Raw genomic sequence first — 18,820 nt, forward strand, 5'->3', positions numbered from 1 at the left:
TTTCGTATAAAATAATATGAAAAATTCTTTGCTTTTCTTTCATTATAAAGGCAAAACAGAAGCAATTTCAAGTGAGAAAGCATGAAACCGCAGGAAATTTGAAAATAGACTTGAATTTTTGGATAAAAACAGGTACAATATGAACAAGGTTGATGTTTCTTTAACAAAGTACATGTATTTTATTAAAGAACTCACATTAAATCAATCACTTTTAGGAGGAATAAAAATCATGGCAGTAAAAGTAGCAATTAATGGTTTTGGACGTATTGGTCGTCTTGCATTTAGACAGATGTTCGGAGCAGAGGGATTTGAAATCGTAGCAATCAACGATTTAACATCTCCAGCAATGTTAGCTCACTTACTGAAATATGACTCTACTCAGGGTAGATACGAATTAGCTGATAAAGTAACAGCAGGTGAAGACTTCATCACAGTTGATGGAAAAGAAATCAAAATTTACGCAAAAGCAAACGCAGCTGAACTTCCATGGGGAGAAATCGGTGTAGACGTAGTTCTTGAGTGTACAGGTTTCTATACATCTAAAGATAAAGCTCAGGCTCATATCGATGCAGGTGCTAAAAAAGTTGTTATTTCTGCTCCAGCAGGAAATGACTTACCAACAATCGTTTACAATGTAAACCATGAAACATTAACAGAAAATGATAACATCATTTCTGCAGCTTCCTGTACAACAAACTGCTTAGCTCCAATGGCAAAAGCATTAAATGATTTAGCAGAAATTCAGTCTGGTATTATGTGTACAATTCACGCTTACACAGGTGATCAGATGACACTTGACGGACCACAGAGAAAAGGTGATTTAAGAAGATCTCGTGCTGCAGCAGTAAATATCGTACCAAACAGCACAGGTGCTGCAAAAGCTATCGGATTAGTTATTCCTGAATTAAACGGAAAATTAATCGGAGCTGCTCAGCGTATTCCAACACCAACAGGTTCTACAACTATCTTAACAGCAGTTGTAAAAGGAAACGTAACAGTTGAAGAAATCAACAATGCTATGAAAGCAGCATCCACAGAATCCTTCGGATATAATACAGACGAAATCGTATCCAGCGATATCGTTGGTATGAGATATGGTTCTCTGTTCGATGCTACTCAGACAATGGTTCTTCCATTAGATAACGGCACAACAGAAGTTCAGGTTGTATCATGGTATGACAATGAAAACTCTTACACAAGCCAGATGGTTAGAACAATCAAATACTTCGGAAAATTATTAAACAAATAATTTCGGGTATTATAAGGCTCAATAAGGGTCCGGTCTATTGTGGACCGGACCCTTTTCGTCTATATAAAAGAAAGACGGGAAAATAAGAAAAAGGAGGCATTTCTCAATGCTTAATAAAAAATCAGTTGACGACATTAACGTAAAAGGAAAAAAAGTCCTGGTTCGCTGTGACTTTAACGTACCATTACAGGAAGGTAAAATTACAGATGAAAATCGTCTGGTAGCTGCACTTCCTACTATTAAAAAATTAATTGCAGATGGCGGAAGAGTAATCTTATGCTCACACCTTGGTAAACCAAAGGGAGAACCAAAACCGGAATTATCTTTAGCACCAGTTGCGAAACGTTTATCTGAATTATTAGGTCAGGAAGTTAAATTCGCTGCGGATCCTGAAGTTGTAGGACCAAACGCAAAGGCAGCAGTAGAAGCAATGAAAGATGGCGAAGTTATTTTACTTGAAAATACACGTTATCGCGCAGAAGAAACAAAAAATGGTGAGGAATTCTCTAAAGAACTTGCATCTCTTTGCGAAGTATTTGTAAATGATGCATTTGGTACAGCTCACAGAGCACATTGCTCTAACGTGGGAGTAACAAAATTTGTTGATACAGCAGTGGTTGGATATTTAATGCAGAAAGAAATTGATTTCTTAGGAAATGCAGTAAATAATCCGGAAAGACCTTTCGTTGCTATCCTTGGAGGAGCAAAAGTTTCCAGCAAAATTTCTGTTATCAACAACCTGCTTGATAAAGTAGATACTTTAATCATCGGTGGAGGTATGGCTTATACTTTCTCTAAAGCAGCAGGCGGAAGCATTGGTGTTTCTTTATGTGAAGACGATTATTTAGACTATGCATTAGAAATGAAAAAGAAAGCAGAAGAAAAAGGAGTGAAACTTCTTCTTCCTGTTGACCATAGAATTGGTGATGCATTCTCTAACGACTGCAATATTCAGATTGTAGGCAGCGGACAAATTCCAGAAGGCTGGGAAGGTATGGATATCGGACCTGAAACAGAAAAAATCTTTGCAGATGCTGTAAAAGATGCGAAGACAGTTGTATGGAACGGACCAATGGGATGCTTTGAAATGCCAAACTTTGCACATGGTACAGCAGCAGTTGCAAAAGCACTTGCTGATACAGATGCTACAACAATCATCGGTGGCGGTGACTCTGCGGCAGCAGTAAACATCTTAGGATATGGTGATAAAATGACACATATCTCTACAGGTGGCGGCGCTTCTCTGGAATTCCTGGAAGGAAAAGAATTACCAGGTGTTGCTGCAGCAAACGATAAGTAGGCCGAAAGCAACTTAACGAAAGCGAGCCGAAAGGCGAAGATTGAGTTTAGTGCGAGGCCCTTCTCGAACCTTAGCGAGCCAAAAGGCGAGGTTAGTTGAGAGAAGATACCAGAAAAGCAACTTAACGAAAGCGAGCCGAAAATACAATTATAAAATGAGAAAGAAGGTCATTCCAATGGCAAGAAAAAAAATTATCGCTGGTAACTGGAAAATGAACATGACACCAAGCGAAGCAGTTGAATTAGTAAACACATTAAAACCACTGGTAGCAAATGAAGAAGTAGACGTTGTATTCTGCGTACCTGCTATTGACATTGTACCGGTTGTAGAAGCTGTAAAAGGAAGCAACATTCAGGTGGGTGCTGAAAATATGTACTTTGAAGAAAAAGGTGCATACACAGGAGAAATTTCTCCAAACATGCTGGTAGATGCAGGCGTTAAATATGTTATCTTAGGACATTCCGAAAGACGTGAATACTTCGGTGAAACAAACGAAGATATTAACAAAAAAATGCTGAAAGCATTTGAACATGGCTTAACTCCAATTATGTGCTGCGGTGAAACTCTGGAACAGAGAGAACAGGGTGTTACTATGGACTTTATCCGTCAGCAGGTAAAAGTTGGTTTCCAGGGAATTACAGCAGAACAGGCAAAAGAAGCAGTTATCGCTTACGAGCCAATCTGGGCAATTGGAACAGGTAAAACAGCTACAACAGAGCAGGCGCAGGAAGTTTGCAAAGCAATTCGTGAATGTATCGCAGAAGTTTACGATGAAGCAACAGCAGAAGCAATTCGTATTCAGTACGGCGGATCTGTAAATGCTGCAACAGCTCCGGAATTATTCGTTCAGCCGGATATTGATGGTGGATTAGTTGGTGGCGCAGCATTAAAACCAGATTTTGGTTCTATTGTAAATTACAAATAAGAATTATTCCAAATTAAAATGATTGATTATAAGAGAACCGGAGTTTTCCAGTAAGGAAATCTTCCGGTTCTTTTCTGTTTATGTAAAATATTATTTTGTATCAAGACCTTCTAAATGAAAGGATGGAGTATACAGAGAGGACGCACTGCTTCTTTCTTGCATAAATCCTTGATCAAGTCCTAAAGCAATGGCTTTATCTAGAACTTTGTTATATTCATAAGTTGTTATCCTTCGATTGATTTTTGGATACTCATGGGCTTTATAAACAGGTGTATATTGACTTAAAAGGCTTAATAAAAAGCTGCCTTTAGGCAGGGTTTCACTTAGCCATTCTAAAAGTTTGACAGAGTCTTCTTTGCATCCCGGTAAAACCAGATGGCGGATAAGTACACCTTTTTGTAAAATACCATCCTCATTAAATACTGGAGCTCCTGTTTGCTGTACCATTTTAAGGATGGCTTTTGAAGCAAAGGAGAAGTAATCTTTTGCTTTAGAATATGAAAAGGATAAAGAAGTATCGTAGTATTTTAAATCAGGCATATAAATATCAACATAATCTTTCAGAAGTGAAATGATTTCAGGTCTTTCATAACCTCCGCAATTATATATGACTGGTATAGAAAGAACTGATTTTATTTTATCTAAAGCTTCTATAATAAAGGGAAGGTATTGAGTAGGAGTAACCAGATTAAGATTATGTGCGCCTTCCTCCTGAAGTTTTAAAAACACCTCACTGAGTTGTGATGCAGATAATATTTTTCCGAAATTTTCACAGTTGATTTGAAAATTTTGACAGAAGCAGCATTTTAAAGTACATCCGGAAAAGAAAACAGTACCGCTGCCTTTTTTACCACTGATACAGGGCTCTTCCCACATATGCAGAGCAGCTCTGGCAACTTTTACTTCATTTGTACAACCGCAAAAACCTGTTGCAAGTTGGCGATTAACTTTACAAGTTCTGGGACAGAGTTGACAGCAAGAGGTATCTAATAATGAATTCATACAAAAATATTTCCTTTCAGTAAACATATTATAAATAATATTAAAAAAGTATGAGGATTGCAAGAGGAGGGGATAAAAAGCTTTTATTTTGCCTTTTTTTGGAGTAAAATGAAAACAAATGTAACTTATAAGGATGTATTTTTGAAAAGGAAGTTTATTGATGAATAATAGAAAAAACAGCAGAGAAAAATTAAAAAGTTTAAAGAAAGCCGATCAGAGAATAAAAAGAGAACAGGGAAGTAAAAATAACAAAAAAACTGCAAAAATCTTAGGGGGTGTTGCAGGAGGAGTGGTAATATGTCTGCTGGTTGGCTATGTATCACTGGCTGTATATTATCAGGACAGGTTCTATCCGGGGACTGTTATTAATGGGAATTCTTGCGGAGGAGAAAAAGTAGAAGATATTAAAGAAGTTGTAAGGAAAAAAACAGAAGATTATTCTCTCACAATCAAAGAAAAGGATGATAAAGCAGAAGTTATTAGTGGCGATACGATTAAACTTCAATATAAGGATGATAAAAAATTGGATAAAGTTAAAGAAAAACAGAATTCATGGTTATGGCCTATGCAGATTTTTAAAGAGCAGACTTATAAAATTTCGGTAGAACATTCTTATGACCAGGCTAGTTTTGCTGAAGCGGTCAATCAGCTGACATGTATGCAGGATGAGAATATGACTCAGCCACAGGATGCAAAGGTAGAAGATGATGGTACGGCTTATCAGGTTGTACCGGAAGTAGAAGGAACTGCTCTGGATAAAGAAAAAACGCTGGCAGTTATAAAAAAGGCGGTAGATGAGAGAAAACAGGAAATTTCTTTGACAGAGGAAGAATGTTATTTGAAACCCTCTGTACTGCAAAACGATGAAAATCTAATAAAAGAAGCAGAACAGTTAAATAAAATTACTGCAACACAGATTACTGTGAACTTTGGAAATGGAACGGAGACAGTTACAAGAGATATGATAAAATCCTGGATGGTAAAAGGGGAGGATGGAACTTATACATTTGATATTAATCTTGTAAAACCTGTAGTTATCGGTTGGTCAGAAAAATATAATACTTATGGGAAACCTCGCGATTTTAAAACCACAGGGGGAGGAACAGTGCGATTGACTACCGGTGATTATGGATGGAGAGTATGGCAGGATAAGACAACGGATGCGCTGATTGCTGCATTAAATGCAGGTCAAAGTGGAGAGATTGAGCCAACTTGGCTATATAAAGGACAGACACATGAAGGAAATGATATTAATGGTACATACGTGGAAATATCCATTGATCAGCAACGTATGTGGTTTTATAAAAACGGAACCTGTCTGGTAGATACTCCTGTTGTTACGGGAAATCCCAATAAGGGCCATGGTACACCAAAGGGCGGTGTGTGGAGATTAAAGGATAAAGCCAGTCCGTTTACCTTAGTAGGCAAGAAACCGGATGGAAGTATTGATTATGAAGAACCGGTGAATTACTGGATGCCTTTTAATGGAGGTGTGGGAATTCACGATTTGACAAAGAGAAGCAGCTTTGGAGGAGACATTTATCTGACAAATGGTTCACATGGATGTATTAATACACCATTGGATAATGTACGCACTATTTATGAGAATATTGAAGTTAATACACCGATTGTAGTGTATTGATATACAGAGAAAATGAATAAATATAGAGATAAAAATAAAAAAGTTGAAAAAAAGACTTGCCAAATAGAGAAAGAGCTGATATAATCCTTTAACAGATGAATAAATATACAAAATATGCAAAAGAAATGAATAAAAGGAGAGGATAGATTATGAAGAAGAAATTATTAGCAACAGTATTAGCAGCATTAATGGCAATGTCTATGACAGCTTGTGGAAGTGACAAGAAAGATGGTGGCGAAAAGAGCGAAGGCAAAAAAACAGCAAAAATCATTGATATTGATTTGACAGATGAGGAGTATGCTTTTGGTGTTGACAAAAAACAGCCGGAATTATTAGAACAGGTAAATACTTTTATTGCGAAAATCAAAGAAGATGGAACTTTAGATGAAATCTGCGAAAAATATTTTTCAGATGGTGAACCTACAGCTGTAAAATCCGCGAAATTGGATACATCAAAGGATCAGCTGGTAGTTGCTACAAATGCAGCATTTGAACCATTTGAATTTACAAAAGGCGATGAATATTACGGAATTGATATGGAAATTGCGTCTCTTCTTGCAGAAGAATTAAATCAGGAATTAGTAATCCAGAATATGGATTTTGATGCGGTTTGTTTATCCGTAGGACAGTCAAAATGTGATATTGCAATGGCTGGTCTGACTGTAAATGAAGAAAGAGCAGAACAGGTGACATTTTCCGATACTTATTATGAAGCTTCTCAGCGTTTAATCGTATCCAGTGACAATACAACTTTTGATGATTGTAAAGAAGCAGCAGATGTAGAAAAGCTTTTAAATGAATTAAAAGAGTCTGACAGTATCGGTGTACAGGCAGGAACAACAGGTCAGTATTACATTGAAGGTGATGAAGAATGGGGATTTCCGGGACTTCCTGCTAAATGTGTTACTTACAAAAACAGCTCTTTAGCAGTACAGGACTTAATTAACGGAAATATTGGATATGTATTGGTAGATGCTGCTCCTGCTAAATGTATCACAGAAGCAATCAATGAAATGCAGTAAGTGAAAAGGTGAAGAAATGGGTAACTTTGAACAGAAAATAAATAAATTTATGGAAATTTTTCTGGAACAGAATGGTTATGTGAAAGTTGTGGAAGGTCTGCAAAATACTTTGATGATTGCCGTAGTAGGTTTAATTGTAGGTATTTTGATTGGTACTCTGATTGCTACAGTCAGAGTCCTTCCTAAATATAAGCGTCTGCCCAGAATTTTAAATGGAATTTGCAGTTTTTACGTGGCGTTATTCAGAGGAACACCTATGGTAGTACAGCTGTTGGTGTTTTACTATGTTCTTCTTCCAATCATGGGAATTCGCACTTCCGGAGAAGTAGTCGCCATGGCAGTTTTCGGATTAAACAGTGGAGCTTATATTTCAGAAATTATGCGAAGCGGAATTCAATCTGTGGATGCCGGACAGTTAGAAGCGGGAAGAGCAGTGGGATTAAGCTTTAGTGTAAGTATGGTGAAAATTGTAATTCCACAGGCAGTAAAAAATATTCTGCCTACCCTGGGAAATGAATTTATTTCCTTAATTAAAGAAACTTCTATTGTAAGTTTTGTCGGTGCTGCTGACTTGTATGTGGCATTTAGTTATATTGGAAGCAACAGCTATGAATTTATGGTACCATATCTGGTGATGGCATTGATTTACATTGTTTTGGTACTGATTATTTCTCTGTTGGTAAAATTATTAGAAAGGAGCCTGAAAAAGAGTGATAGACGTAATTAATTTGAAAAAAGATTTTAATCATGTTCAGGTTTTAAAGGATATCAATGTCACAGTAAACAAAGGTGATATTATGGTTGTCCTTGGACCTTCAGGTTCTGGAAAAAGTACATTTTTAAGATGTTTAAACTGTATGGAAGACCCGACTGGCGGAAGTATTATCTTTAATGGTGTAGATATTGCAGATATGAAAGTAGATATCAATATTCATCGTCGCCATATGGGGATGGTTTTCCAGCATTTTAATCTTTTTAACAATAAAACAGTTATTCAAAATATTATGATGGCGCCGGTACATGTAAAATGTCAGGAATTAAGCCAGGCAAAGAGAAAAAATTTTGTGACAAAAGTGAAGAATGTATTCTCTTCTCAAAAGAAAGAACTTCTTCCTATTACTACTACAAAAGCACAAATCCGTGAAGAAGCAAAAGTACAGGCTCTGGATTTGTTAAAGAGAATTGGACTGGAAGATAAAGCGGATGTTTATCCTTCTACTTTATCAGGCGGTCAAAAGCAGAGGGTTGCTATTGTACGATCTCTGGCAATGAACCCGGATGTTATCCTTTTTGATGAACCTACCAGTGCTCTTGATCCTGAAATGGTAGGAGAAGTATTGGATTTAATGAAGGCTCTGGCAAAAGAAGGCATGACTATGATTATTGTTACTCATGAAATGGGATTTGCCAAAGAAGTTGCCAACCGAATTTTATTTATGGATGAAGGAAGAATTTTAGAGGACAGTACACCGAAAGAATTTTTCGAAAATCCAAAGACACCGAGAGCAAAAGAATTCTTGTCTAAGGTGTTGTCTTAGAAAATTATAGAAAAAAGCATTTACCGATTTCCTATTTCGTGATAGAATACCTTTGGTAACAACATGAAATGAGAAATCGGTATTTCTATTATATAGATTTAGAAGGGAGAAATATTATGAGTAAAAAACCAACCGTGTTAATGATCCTTGATGGATACGGATTAAATGACAAATGTGAAGCAAATGCAGTATGTGAAGGAAAAACTCCTGTAATGGATATGTTAAAGGAACAGTATCCTTTTGTAAAAGGAAATGCCAGCGGTATGGCAGTAGGACTTCCTGACGGACAGATGGGAAACTCTGAAGTAGGTCACTTAAATATGGGTGCAGGACGTATTGTTTACCAGGAGCTTACAAGAATTACAAAAGAAATCGAAGATGGAGATTTCTTCAAAAATGAAGCTTTATTAAAAGCAGTAAAAAATGCAAAAGAAAATAATTCTGCACTGCACTTGTTCGGATTATTATCTGATGGTGGTGTACACAGCCATTTAACTCATGTATTTGGTCTTTTGGAATTAGCAAAAAAAGAAGGACTTTCCAAAGTATTTGTGCACTGCTTCTTAGATGGCAGGGATACACCTCCTGCAAGCGGAAAAGGATATGTAGAACAGCTTTGCGATAAGATGAAAGAACTGGGCGTAGGTCAGGTTGCTTCTGTTATGGGACGTTACTATGCAATGGACAGGGATAATCGCTGGGAACGTGTAGAACTGGCATTTAATGCAATGACAAAAGGAGAAGGTGTACAGGCAGAGTGTCCGGCAGCAGCAGTAGAAGCATCCTATAAAGAAGAAAAAACAGATGAATTCGTAATGCCGACTGTAATTGTAAAAGATGGTAAACCGGTAGGAACTATTCAGGATAAAGACTCTGTAATCTTCTTTAACTTCCGTCCTGACAGAGCAAGAGAGCTTACAAGAGCTTTTTGCGATGATGAATTTACAGGATTTGCAAGAGAAAAGAAATTAGATTTAACTTTTGTATGCTTTACAGAATATGACCCAACTATCCCAAATAAGGAAGTTGCTTTCCATAAGGTAGCAATCACAAATACATTTGGTGAGTTTTTAGCTGCAAATGGCAAAAAACAAGCACGTATTGCGGAGACAGAGAAATATGCTCATGTTACTTTCTTCTTCAACGGCGGTGTGGAAGAACCAAATGAAGGAGAAGACAGAATTCTGGTTAAGTCTCCAAAAGTTGCTACTTACGATTTAAAACCGGAAATGAGCGCTTATGAAGTATGTGACAAACTGGTAGATGCAATTAAATCTGACAAATATGATGTGATTATCATTAACTTTGCAAATCCAGACATGGTTGGACATACAGGTGTGGAAGCAGCTGCAATCAAAGCTATTGAAGCAGTGGATGAATGCGTAGGAAAAACAGTGGATGCAATTAAAGAAGTTGACGGACAGATGTTTATCTGTGCAGACCACGGAAACGCAGAGCAGTTAGTAGACTATGAAACAGGTGCTCCGTTTACAGCACATACTACAAATCCTGTTCCGTTCATTTTAGTAAACGCAGATCCTTCTTATGATTTAAGAGAAGGCGGATGCCTTGCAGATATCGCTCCTACACTGATTGAGCTGATGGGCATGGAACAGCCAAAAGAAATGACAGGAAAATCTCTGTTAATTAAAAAATAAAAAATTTTAAAAGAAACTGCTGAAAAGGCAGTTTCTTTTATTTCATTGAATGAAAAATCGGTGAATGCGAATACTAACATTGGAAATGAAAAAACAGGAGGTTATACCATGAATCGTTATTTACCGATCAGACAGGTTTACGCCAGAGAAGTGCTGGACTCCAGAGGCAATCCCACAGTGGAGACAGAAGTAACAGTAGGAGAAGGGATTGTGGGGAAAGACGGATATACAGGAAAAGCCATTGTTCCATCAGGCGCCTCCACAGGAAAGTATGAGGCTTTAGAGCTGAGAGATAAAGAAAAGCGATACTGCGGTCAAGGCGTTTTAAAAGCAGTAGAGAACGTGAACGATAAATTAGCAGAGTGTATTTTAGGAGAAAATGTTTTAAAACAAAGGCATATTGATACATTGCTGAAACAAGAGGACGGAACGGAAAATAAAGAGAAAATGGGGGCAAATGCCATTTTGGGAGTATCTTTGGCAGCGGCTGACGCAGCTGCAAAGGCTCTTCGAATTCCTCTGTATCAATATTTGGGAGGCTGTCAGGCACATTGCATGCCTGTTCCTATGATGAATATCTTAAATGGAGGAAAACACGCAGATAATACTGTGGATTTTCAAGAATTTATGATTATGCCTGTAGATGCATGTTGTTTTAAAGAAGGACTTCGTATGTGTGCGGAGGTATATCATAAATTAAAAGAAATTTTAAAGTCAGAAAGCTTGTCAGCAGCCGTAGGTGATGAAGGCGGCTTTGCACCGGATTTAAAAGGAGCAGAAGATGCATTGGAGTATATGGTACGAGCAGTAAAAGAAGCAGGGTATGTACCGGGAAAAGAGATTTCTTTTGCTCTGGATGTGGCGGCAAGTGAGCTTTACGAAGACGGTATGTATTATTTTCCGGGACAGAGTTTTATGCGAGGGAAAAAAATTATTAAAAGTGCAGAAGAAATGATTGATTACTACGAACAACTTTTGGAGAAATTTCCCATTGTATCTATTGAAGACGGACTTTGTGAAGAAGATTGGGAAGGTTGGGTAAAACTGACACAGCGTTTGGGAGATAAAGTACAATTAGTGGGAGATGATTTGTTTGTTACAAACACAAAACGTCTTCAAAAAGGAATTGAAATGGGTGCGGGAAATGCCATTTTGATTAAAGTCAATCAGATTGGAAGTCTGTCAGAGGCTATGGAAGCAGTAGATATGGCGCACAAAGCAGGGTATCGTGCCATTATTTCCCATCGTTCAGGGGAAAGCGAAGATACTTTTATTGCTGATCTGGCAGTTGCAATGGGAACAGGTCAGATAAAGACAGGAGCACCATGCAGAGCGGAGAGAACAGCAAAGTATAACCGCCTTCTGGAGATTGAAGATGATTTAAGTGAAAATGCCTGGTATAGAAATCCATTTATGAAAAATAATAGTTGAAATTGCAAAGTTCCTGTGTTACACTTGTAGTGCTTAGCAATTAGGAGGTGTAACGATGGAATATTTAAGAATTGCTTTAACTGTGCTTTTCATTATAGATTGTATTGCATTATCTGTAATCATTCTGATGCAGGAGGGAAAATCTCAGGGACTTGGCAGCCTTTCTGGTATGTCTGAAACTTACTGGGGAAAAAATAAAGGACGCTCCATGGAAGGTACTTTAGTAAAAGTAACAAAAATTCTTGGTGTATTGTTCTTTGTGTTAGCTTTAGTATTGAATTTGAAATTTTAATCATGGCACTCTTGCATTGCAAGGGTGTCATCTTTTTTGAGGATAAAAACATTGAAAAAAAATCAACAAATTAAAAAAAGAAAAAAAATTGTATATGAAATTATGTGCTGTAAAGAATATCAGCCAATGCGTGCAAAAGAGTTGGCGGTACTCCTTCAAATTCCAGCAGGAAAGAGGGAAGAGCTTCATAAGATTTTAGATATGCTTCTGGAAGAGGGAAAAATAAGTATTAATAAAAGAGGCAGATATGAAGCAATTAGAAATAGCAATGTAAAGAGGGAAAAAGAAACAGGGAAAAAACAGATTAAAACCGAGAGGAAAAAGGGGCAGTATTACACAGGAACATTTATCAGTCACCCCAGAGGTTTTGGATTTCTGGAAATTCCAGAGGCAGAAGAGGATATTTTTATTCCGGAAGAAGGTATTGGCACAGCGCTTCATGGTGATACCGTGCAAATTATCGTGAAAAAAGATGGTAAAGATGGTAAAAGATGTGAAGGTGAAGTTGTTAAAGTGCTGGAAAGAGGCACAAGAGAAGTTGTAGGAACCTATCAGCAATGTGATGGCTTTGGGTTTGTAGTTACGGATAACCAGCGTTTTTTAAAAGATGTGTTTATTCCCGCAGGAAAATCACTGACAGCAGAAGATGGAGATAAAGTCCTTGCAGAAATCAAAGACCACGGAAATAAAAGACGCTCTCCGGAAGGGAAAATTATTGAAATTCTAGGAAAACCGGGAGAATGTGGTGTGGACGTTTTGTGTGTGGCAAAAAGTTATGAACTGCCCATGGAATTTCCTGAAAAGGTGTTAAAACAGGCAGATCGTATAAAAGAAACCTTAAATGAAGGGGACTTTTACGGGCGAGAAGATTTAAGAGATGTTGTTATGGTAACCATAGATGGAGAAGATGCAAAGGATCTGGATGATGCCGTATCCCTTACAAAAGATGAAGAATTCTATCATTTAGGTGTACACATTGCAGATGTAAGCAATTATGTACAGTACAACAGTGCCTTAGATAAAGAAGCTTTAAAAAGAGGTACCAGTGTGTATTTGGCAGACCGGGTTATTCCCATGCTGCCCAAAAAGCTTTCCAATGGAATTTGTTCTTTAAATGCAGGGGAAGACAGACTGGCGCTTAGCTGTCTGATGGATATTGACAAAAAGGGCAGAGTAGTTTCTCATCGTATTGTAGAGAGTGTAATTCACGTAAAAGAAAGAATGAGTTATACAGATGTGAAAAAAATTCTTTTACAGGAAGATGAGGAACTTGCAAAACGTTATGAAGAACTTTTACCTATGTTCTTTCAAATGAAGGAGTTATCAGAACTTCTTAGAAACAGAAGAAAGAAAAGAGGCGCTATTGACTTTGATTTTCCGGAAAGTAAGCTGGTTTTGGATGAAAATGGAAAAGTGGTCGATATTTATCCCTATGAACAGAATGTGGCTACCAGATTAATTGAAGATTTTATGCTGGCTGCTAATGAAACTGTAGCAGAGGAATATTGTATGTTGGGGCTGCCTTTTGTATACAGAACCCATGAAACTCCTGACATGGAAAAAATGGAAGTTGTTCTTGAGATGGTTCATCAGGCAGGGATAAAAGTGAGGAAAGGGAAAGAAGAAATTTCTCCCAAAGAAGTTCAGAAAATTTTAAAAGAGATGGAAGGAATGGAATGTGAGCCTTTCTTTGCAAGATTGATTTTACGTTCTATGAAACAGGCGAAATATACTGTGGAGGATACCGGACATTTTGGATTAGCAGCAAAATATTACTGCCATTTTACTTCACCGATTAGACGTTATCCGGATTTACAGATACATCGGATTATCAAAGAAACGCTCAGAGGTAAAATGACAGAAGCAAAAGTTCAGCACTATAAAGAAATTTTGGAAGAAGTAGCAAGGCAGTCCAGTGCCATGGAGAGAAGAGCAGAAGAAGTAGAACGTGAAACTGTGAAGATGAAGAAAGCAGAATATATGAAACAACATATAGGGGAAGCTTTTGAAGGAACTGTTTCCGGTGTGACAGAATGGGGACTTTATGTAGAATTAGATAATACGGTAGAAGGTCTGGTACATGTAAACACTCTCACAGATGACTATTACAGTTTTGATAAAGACAGATATTGTCTTGTAGGAGATATGACAGGCAGAACGTATACTATGGGACAAAGGGTGAAAGTCTGGGTAGAAAATGCAGATGAGAATACAAAGACAGTAGATTTTAAAATAGAAAGGATGGAGTAGGATATGGCAAAAAAATCAGAAAATCGCCTGATTGCAAATAATAAAAAAGCCTATCATGATTATTTTATTGAAGATACCTATGAAGCGGGAATTGCTTTGGCAGGTACAGAAGTAAAATCGCTGCGTATGGGAAAGTGCAGTATTAAAGAGTCTTTTATCCAGATTGAAAAAGGGGAAGTCTTTATTTATGGTATGCATATCAGTCCTTATGAGAAGGGGAATATTTTTAATAAGGACCCTTTGCGTGTGAGAAAACTCTTGCTTCATTCTTATGAAATACGTAAAATAGAAGGGAAAATCAGAGAAAAAGGTTATACTTTAGTACCTTTAAAAGTGTATTTTAAAGGAAGTCTGGTCAAAGTAGAAATGGGAGTGGCAAAAGGAAAGAAATTGTACGATAAACGTCAGGATATTGCCCAAAAAGATCAGAGAAGAGAAACAGAGAGAGAGTTTAAAGTGAAAAATCTATATTAAATGGGAGGAAAACAGAATGAAATTTAAAGATATGCCCTACGAAAGAATTGATTTTGTAAAGGCAAAAGCAGAGCTTTCAGAAATTATGGAAAAATCAAAAGCTGCGAAGAATGGAGAAGAACAGTTTGAAATTCACAAGATGTTTTATCAGTTAAACGATAAAATTCAAACACAGGTAACACTTTGTTCTATCCGTCATACCATTGATACTACAGATGAATTTTACGAAAAAGAACAGAATTACTATGATGAGCAAATTCCGGAATATTCAAATATGTGTGTAGAATACCAGAAGATTTTGTTCCATTCTCCGTACAGAGAGGTATTGGAAGAAAAAATCGGACAAGTGGCTTTTAAAAACATGGAAATTGCCATGAAATCTGTATCAGAAGAAATTATTCCACTTATGCAGGAAGAAAATACACTGGTGACAGAGTATGAGAAACTTTTGGCAAGCGCTAAAATTTCATGGGGAGAGGAAACTTTAAATCTTTCTCTTTTGACACCATATCTGAAGCATAAAGATGCCAAGATAAGAAGAGAAGCGCAGGAAAAACAAAATGAATTCTTTTTAAGTATTCAGGATAAGTTAGACGAGCTTTATGATAAATTGGTAAAAAATCGTACTTTACAGGCAAAAAAGCTGGGATTTGAAACTTATACACCTCTGGGATATCTGCGTATGCAGAGAAACTGCTATGGAAGAGAAGAAATTGAAAATTTAAGATGTCAGGTAAAAGAAGTCTGGGTTCCTTTTGCAGAAAGTATTTTTGAAAAAAGAAAAGAACGTCTGGGATTGTCAAAGCTTTCTTATGCAGATGAAGTAGTATATAGTCCAAAAGGAAATCCACAGCCGGAAGGGACTCCGGAAGAAATTTTACAGGCAGGGCAGAGAATGTATGAAGAACTTTCTTCTGAAACAAAGGAATTCTTTGATTTTATGATGGAAAATGAGCTGCTGGATGTTTTTGGAAGAAAAACAAAAGCAGTAGGCGGTTATATGACATACATTCCTGATTATAAAGCTCCGTTTATTTTTGCTAACTTTAACGGAACCAGCGGTGATGTAGACGTTATGACACATGAGTGCGGTCATGCTTTTCAGGGATATCTTGCAGCAGCAGATCCTATTCGGGAACATGCTGATATTGGAATGGAAACAGCAGAAATTCATTCGATGTCCATGGAATTCTTTACAGAACCCTGGTACAAGCTGTTTTTTGGAAAAGAAACAGCACAGGAATATACAGATATGCATTTAGAAGATGCAGTGATATTTGTTCCTTATGGATGCATGGTAGATGAATTCCAGCATATAGTATATGATAATCCGGAATTGACACCACAGGAGAGAAAACAGGCATGGAAGGATTTGGAAAAGGTTTATAAACCACATCTGTTTTATGATGGACTGGAATTTTTCGAAAATGGATGCTTTTGGCAGAAACAGCACCACATCTACAGTTTTCCTCTGTATTATATTGATTATGTGATTGCCCAACTTTGTGCTTTTGAATATAAAATCTGGATGGATAAAGACAGAGAAGCTGCATGGAAGAGCTATTTGAAGTTATGCAAAATGTCTGCATCTAAATTCCACACAGAGCTTTTAGAAGAAGCAGGATTGGAAACACCATTTAAAAGTGGGGTACTTGCCAAAATTGTGGAGAATTTGAAAAACTGTTAGAGACGGCAGAGAGGGAAAAGTACTTTTGAAGTACTTTTCCTTTTTAAAAAGTAATATAAATATCTGTAAAATTAAATAAATTTTATAAAAAATAAACAAAATATAAACAAAAGTGAATTTTCATGCAAAATTCCTGAGAAAAAAGATTGACGAATTCAATCGAAGACTATATAATACCTAGTATACGTAAATTCAGTTGATTAAAGTGCTGGTGTGAATGAAATCTAATGTAAAAGCATTGGATTATTATTTTACATCGAATGTCTTTCCTATAAAGACAGATGTGTGAGCAGACCTGAAGTTACAAGAAATATAAAGGAAAAGGAGTACGTTGTAATGGCAAAATATGTTGTTAAACGAATTTTACTTGCAATCGCAACAATCTTTATTGTATGCGTAATCACATTTTTTGCAATGAATGCAATTCCGGGTGGACCGTTTGATGGTGAAAAAGCAACGACACCAGAAGTAAAAGCGGCATTAGAAAAGAGATATAACCTTGACAAACCGGTTCCGGAACAGTTTGTAATTTATATGGGAAATATTTTCCAAGGTGATTTTGGTATCTCTACAAAAACAGGACGTGATATCGGAGAAACAATTTTCACATCTTTTAAGATTTCAGCGAAGCTGGGACTTATGGCGGTAGTAACAGCGATTATCTTCGGATTGGTTTTAGGAAGCATTGCTGCACTGACCAGAAACAGACTTCCTGACAGATTGATTATTTTCTTCTCCACATTGTTTACATCGCTTCCAAGCTTTGTATTAGGTTCTCTCCTGCTTTTGGTATTTTCCATTAAGCTGAAATGGGTTCCTGTATGGAGTCCTGATAATCAGAATTATATTCTTCCGGTAATTGCATTGGCAGCTTACCCTATGGCTTATATCACACGTCTTACAAAAACAAGTATGCTGGATGCAATGGGACAGGATTATGTGCGTACAGCCAGAGCAAAAGGTGTTGCACAGTGGAAGGTTATTTTTAAACATACATTGAGAAATGCTCTTATTCCGGTTGTTACATACGTAGGTCCGATGACAGCAGCAATTCTTACAGGTAGCTTGGTTGTAGAAAAAATCTTTACAATCGGCGGACTTGGCGCAAAATTTGTTGACAGTATTATCAACAGAGATTACCCGCTTATTATGGGTGTAACTATTTTCCTTGCAGTATTGATGGTTACAATGAACTTGATTACAGATATTGTATATAAACTCATTGATCCAAGAATTAAATTAGATTAGGAGGAGACATAAGACATGGAAAATACAAATAAAAATTTGGATCAGATGCCTAAAAAATCTCCTTTTAGCTTTCAGGTAGACCTGAGTAAATTTGAAAAGGCAACAGATGAAGAAAAGAGACAGCAGGAGGTTATGAGTGAGTCCTCCACATTCTTTAAAGACGGTATGCGCAAGCTGATGAAAAACCCGTTGGCAGTAGGAAGTATTATTGTATTGCTTTTAATTATCCTTACTATTGTAATTACACCATACGTTGTACCGTATAAATATTCACAGATTGTTACCGTAAACGGTAAGCGTGACAAAACAGCGGCAAATATGGCTCCGTTCCAGTATTCTGATTTAGAAAAGGAATATATGAAAGACGGCGGTGAAGTATTCCCTCATATTATGGGTACTGATGAAATGGGTAGAGATTATTTTGTACGTGTTGTATACGGAACAAGAATTTCCCTGTTGGTAGGTGTATTTGCAAGTTGTATCGTTGTGCTAATCGGTGTTATCTACGGAAGTGTCTCCGGATATTTCGGCGGCAAGGTCGACTTGGTCATGATGCGAATAGTGGATATTATCTATTCCCTGCCGGATATGCTGATGATTATTCTGTTATCCGTAGTGCTTCGTGAAACCTTGAACTTGGATGCAATTCCGGCGCTTAGCAAGCTGGGTACCAATATGATTTCTCTGTTTATTGTATTCGGTCTTTTATACTGGACCAGTATGGCTCGTATGGTAAGAGGTCAGATCCTTACAATTAAACAGAATGAATACGTACTTGCTGCAAAAGTAAGTGGCGCAAAACCGGGAAGAATTATCCGCAGACATATTCTTCCAAACTGTGTCAGCGTTATTATTATTTCCGCAGCATTACAAATTCCTTCCGCTATTTTTACAGAGAGCTTCTTAAGCTTCGTAGGTCTGGGTGTTCAGGCGCCAATGCCTTCTCTTGGTTCTCTGGCAAATGCGGCTCGTGCAGGTATTTCAGCGTATCCTTATAAACTGATTTTCCCGGCACTGATGATTGGTCTTATCACTCTTTCCTTTAACCTGATTGGTGACGGTCTGCGTGATGCGTTCGATCCAAAATTAAGGAGGTAATAGA

General features: G+C 37.3%; 16 protein-coding genes. 15 read left to right on the forward strand and 1 reads right to left on the reverse strand.

Annotation, left to right across the window (positions count from 1 at the left end; translation table 11 throughout):
* Positions 1-229 precede the first annotated feature (229 nt).
* The 3 genes from gap to tpiA all read left to right on the forward strand — a co-directional run bounded on the left by gap (position 230) and on the right by tpiA (position 3,474).
* The gene (gene gap / locus BQ7352_RS09350; protein ID WP_039924906.1) at positions 230-1,249 is read left to right on the forward strand and encodes a type I glyceraldehyde-3-phosphate dehydrogenase; all 1,020 of its coding nucleotides are present in this window, start codon (positions 230-232) and stop codon (positions 1,247-1,249) included.
* A gap of 106 nt (positions 1,250-1,355) precedes the next feature.
* Positions 1,356-2,549: a phosphoglycerate kinase gene (locus BQ7352_RS09355; RefSeq protein WP_072448965.1), complete on the forward strand. Its 1,194-nt coding sequence runs from the start codon at positions 1,356-1,358 to the stop codon at positions 2,547-2,549.
* A gap of 175 nt (positions 2,550-2,724) precedes the next feature.
* Positions 2,725-3,474 (forward strand): triose-phosphate isomerase, encoded by a 750-nt coding sequence (gene tpiA, locus BQ7352_RS09360; RefSeq protein ID WP_022239937.1) that lies wholly within the window; start codon positions 2,725-2,727, stop codon positions 3,472-3,474.
* A 90-nt stretch (positions 3,475-3,564) separates the two neighbouring features.
* On the opposite strand, the gene BQ7352_RS09365 is transcribed toward tpiA, so the two are convergent.
* Positions 3,565-4,476, reverse strand: coding sequence for a radical SAM protein (locus BQ7352_RS09365; protein ID WP_072448966.1), 912 nt, complete (start codon positions 4,474-4,476; stop codon positions 3,565-3,567).
* Positions 4,477-4,636: 160 nt separating this feature from the next.
* On the opposite strand from BQ7352_RS09365, the gene BQ7352_RS09370 reads away from it, so the two are divergent.
* The 12 genes from BQ7352_RS09370 (at position 4,637) to BQ7352_RS09425 (ending at position 18,816) form a co-directional block, all read left to right on the forward strand.
* Positions 4,637-6,118, forward strand: coding sequence for a L,D-transpeptidase family protein (locus tag BQ7352_RS09370; protein ID WP_072448967.1), 1,482 nt, complete (start codon positions 4,637-4,639; stop codon positions 6,116-6,118).
* Positions 6,119-6,267: 149 nt separating this feature from the next.
* Positions 6,268-7,140, forward strand: coding sequence for a transporter substrate-binding domain-containing protein (locus BQ7352_RS09375; RefSeq protein WP_072448968.1), 873 nt, complete (start codon positions 6,268-6,270; stop codon positions 7,138-7,140).
* Positions 7,141-7,156: 16 nt separating this feature from the next.
* The gene (locus BQ7352_RS09380) at positions 7,157-7,867 is read left to right on the forward strand and encodes an amino acid ABC transporter permease (protein ID WP_072448969.1); all 711 of its coding nucleotides are present in this window, start codon (positions 7,157-7,159) and stop codon (positions 7,865-7,867) included.
* Complete coding sequence (locus BQ7352_RS09385) at positions 7,851-8,678, forward strand: amino acid ABC transporter ATP-binding protein (RefSeq protein ID WP_072448970.1); 828 nt, start codon at positions 7,851-7,853, stop codon at positions 8,676-8,678. Before BQ7352_RS09380 ends, BQ7352_RS09385 begins: the two co-directional genes overlap by 17 nt.
* 116 nt (positions 8,679-8,794) lie before the next feature.
* On the forward strand, positions 8,795-10,336 hold the full coding sequence (gpmI, locus tag BQ7352_RS09390; protein WP_072448971.1) for a 2,3-bisphosphoglycerate-independent phosphoglycerate mutase: 1,542 nt from the start codon (positions 8,795-8,797) through the stop codon (positions 10,334-10,336).
* A gap of 108 nt (positions 10,337-10,444) precedes the next feature.
* Entirely contained in the window at positions 10,445-11,767 is a 1,323-nt protein-coding gene (gene eno / locus BQ7352_RS09395; protein ID WP_072448972.1) for a phosphopyruvate hydratase, read from the forward strand.
* Positions 11,768-11,822: 55 nt separating this feature from the next.
* Positions 11,823-12,059, forward strand: a complete 237-nt coding sequence (gene secG / locus BQ7352_RS09400) for a preprotein translocase subunit SecG (protein ID WP_072448973.1) — start codon at positions 11,823-11,825, stop codon at positions 12,057-12,059.
* A 51-nt stretch (positions 12,060-12,110) separates the two neighbouring features.
* The gene (gene rnr / locus BQ7352_RS09405; protein ID WP_072448974.1) at positions 12,111-14,309 is read left to right on the forward strand and encodes a ribonuclease R; all 2,199 of its coding nucleotides are present in this window, start codon (positions 12,111-12,113) and stop codon (positions 14,307-14,309) included.
* 3 nt (positions 14,310-14,312) lie between these two features.
* Positions 14,313-14,783 (forward strand): SsrA-binding protein SmpB, encoded by a 471-nt coding sequence (smpB, locus tag BQ7352_RS09410; protein WP_072448975.1) that lies wholly within the window; start codon positions 14,313-14,315, stop codon positions 14,781-14,783.
* A 16-nt stretch (positions 14,784-14,799) separates the two neighbouring features.
* Complete coding sequence (locus tag BQ7352_RS09415; RefSeq protein ID WP_072448976.1) at positions 14,800-16,470, forward strand: M3 family oligoendopeptidase; 1,671 nt, start codon at positions 14,800-14,802, stop codon at positions 16,468-16,470.
* 336 nt (positions 16,471-16,806) lie between these two features.
* A complete protein-coding gene (locus BQ7352_RS09420) occupies positions 16,807-17,718 on the forward strand; it encodes an ABC transporter permease (RefSeq protein ID WP_009246306.1) in 912 nt (303 codons plus the stop codon).
* 15 nt (positions 17,719-17,733) lie between these two features.
* Complete coding sequence (locus BQ7352_RS09425) at positions 17,734-18,816, forward strand: ABC transporter permease (protein ID WP_009246305.1); 1,083 nt, start codon at positions 17,734-17,736, stop codon at positions 18,814-18,816.
* Positions 18,817-18,820 lie beyond the last annotated feature (4 nt).

The organism is Blautia sp. Marseille-P3201T (genome assembly GCF_900120295.1).
Taxonomy (GTDB): Bacteria; Bacillota; Clostridia; order Lachnospirales; family Lachnospiraceae; genus Blautia.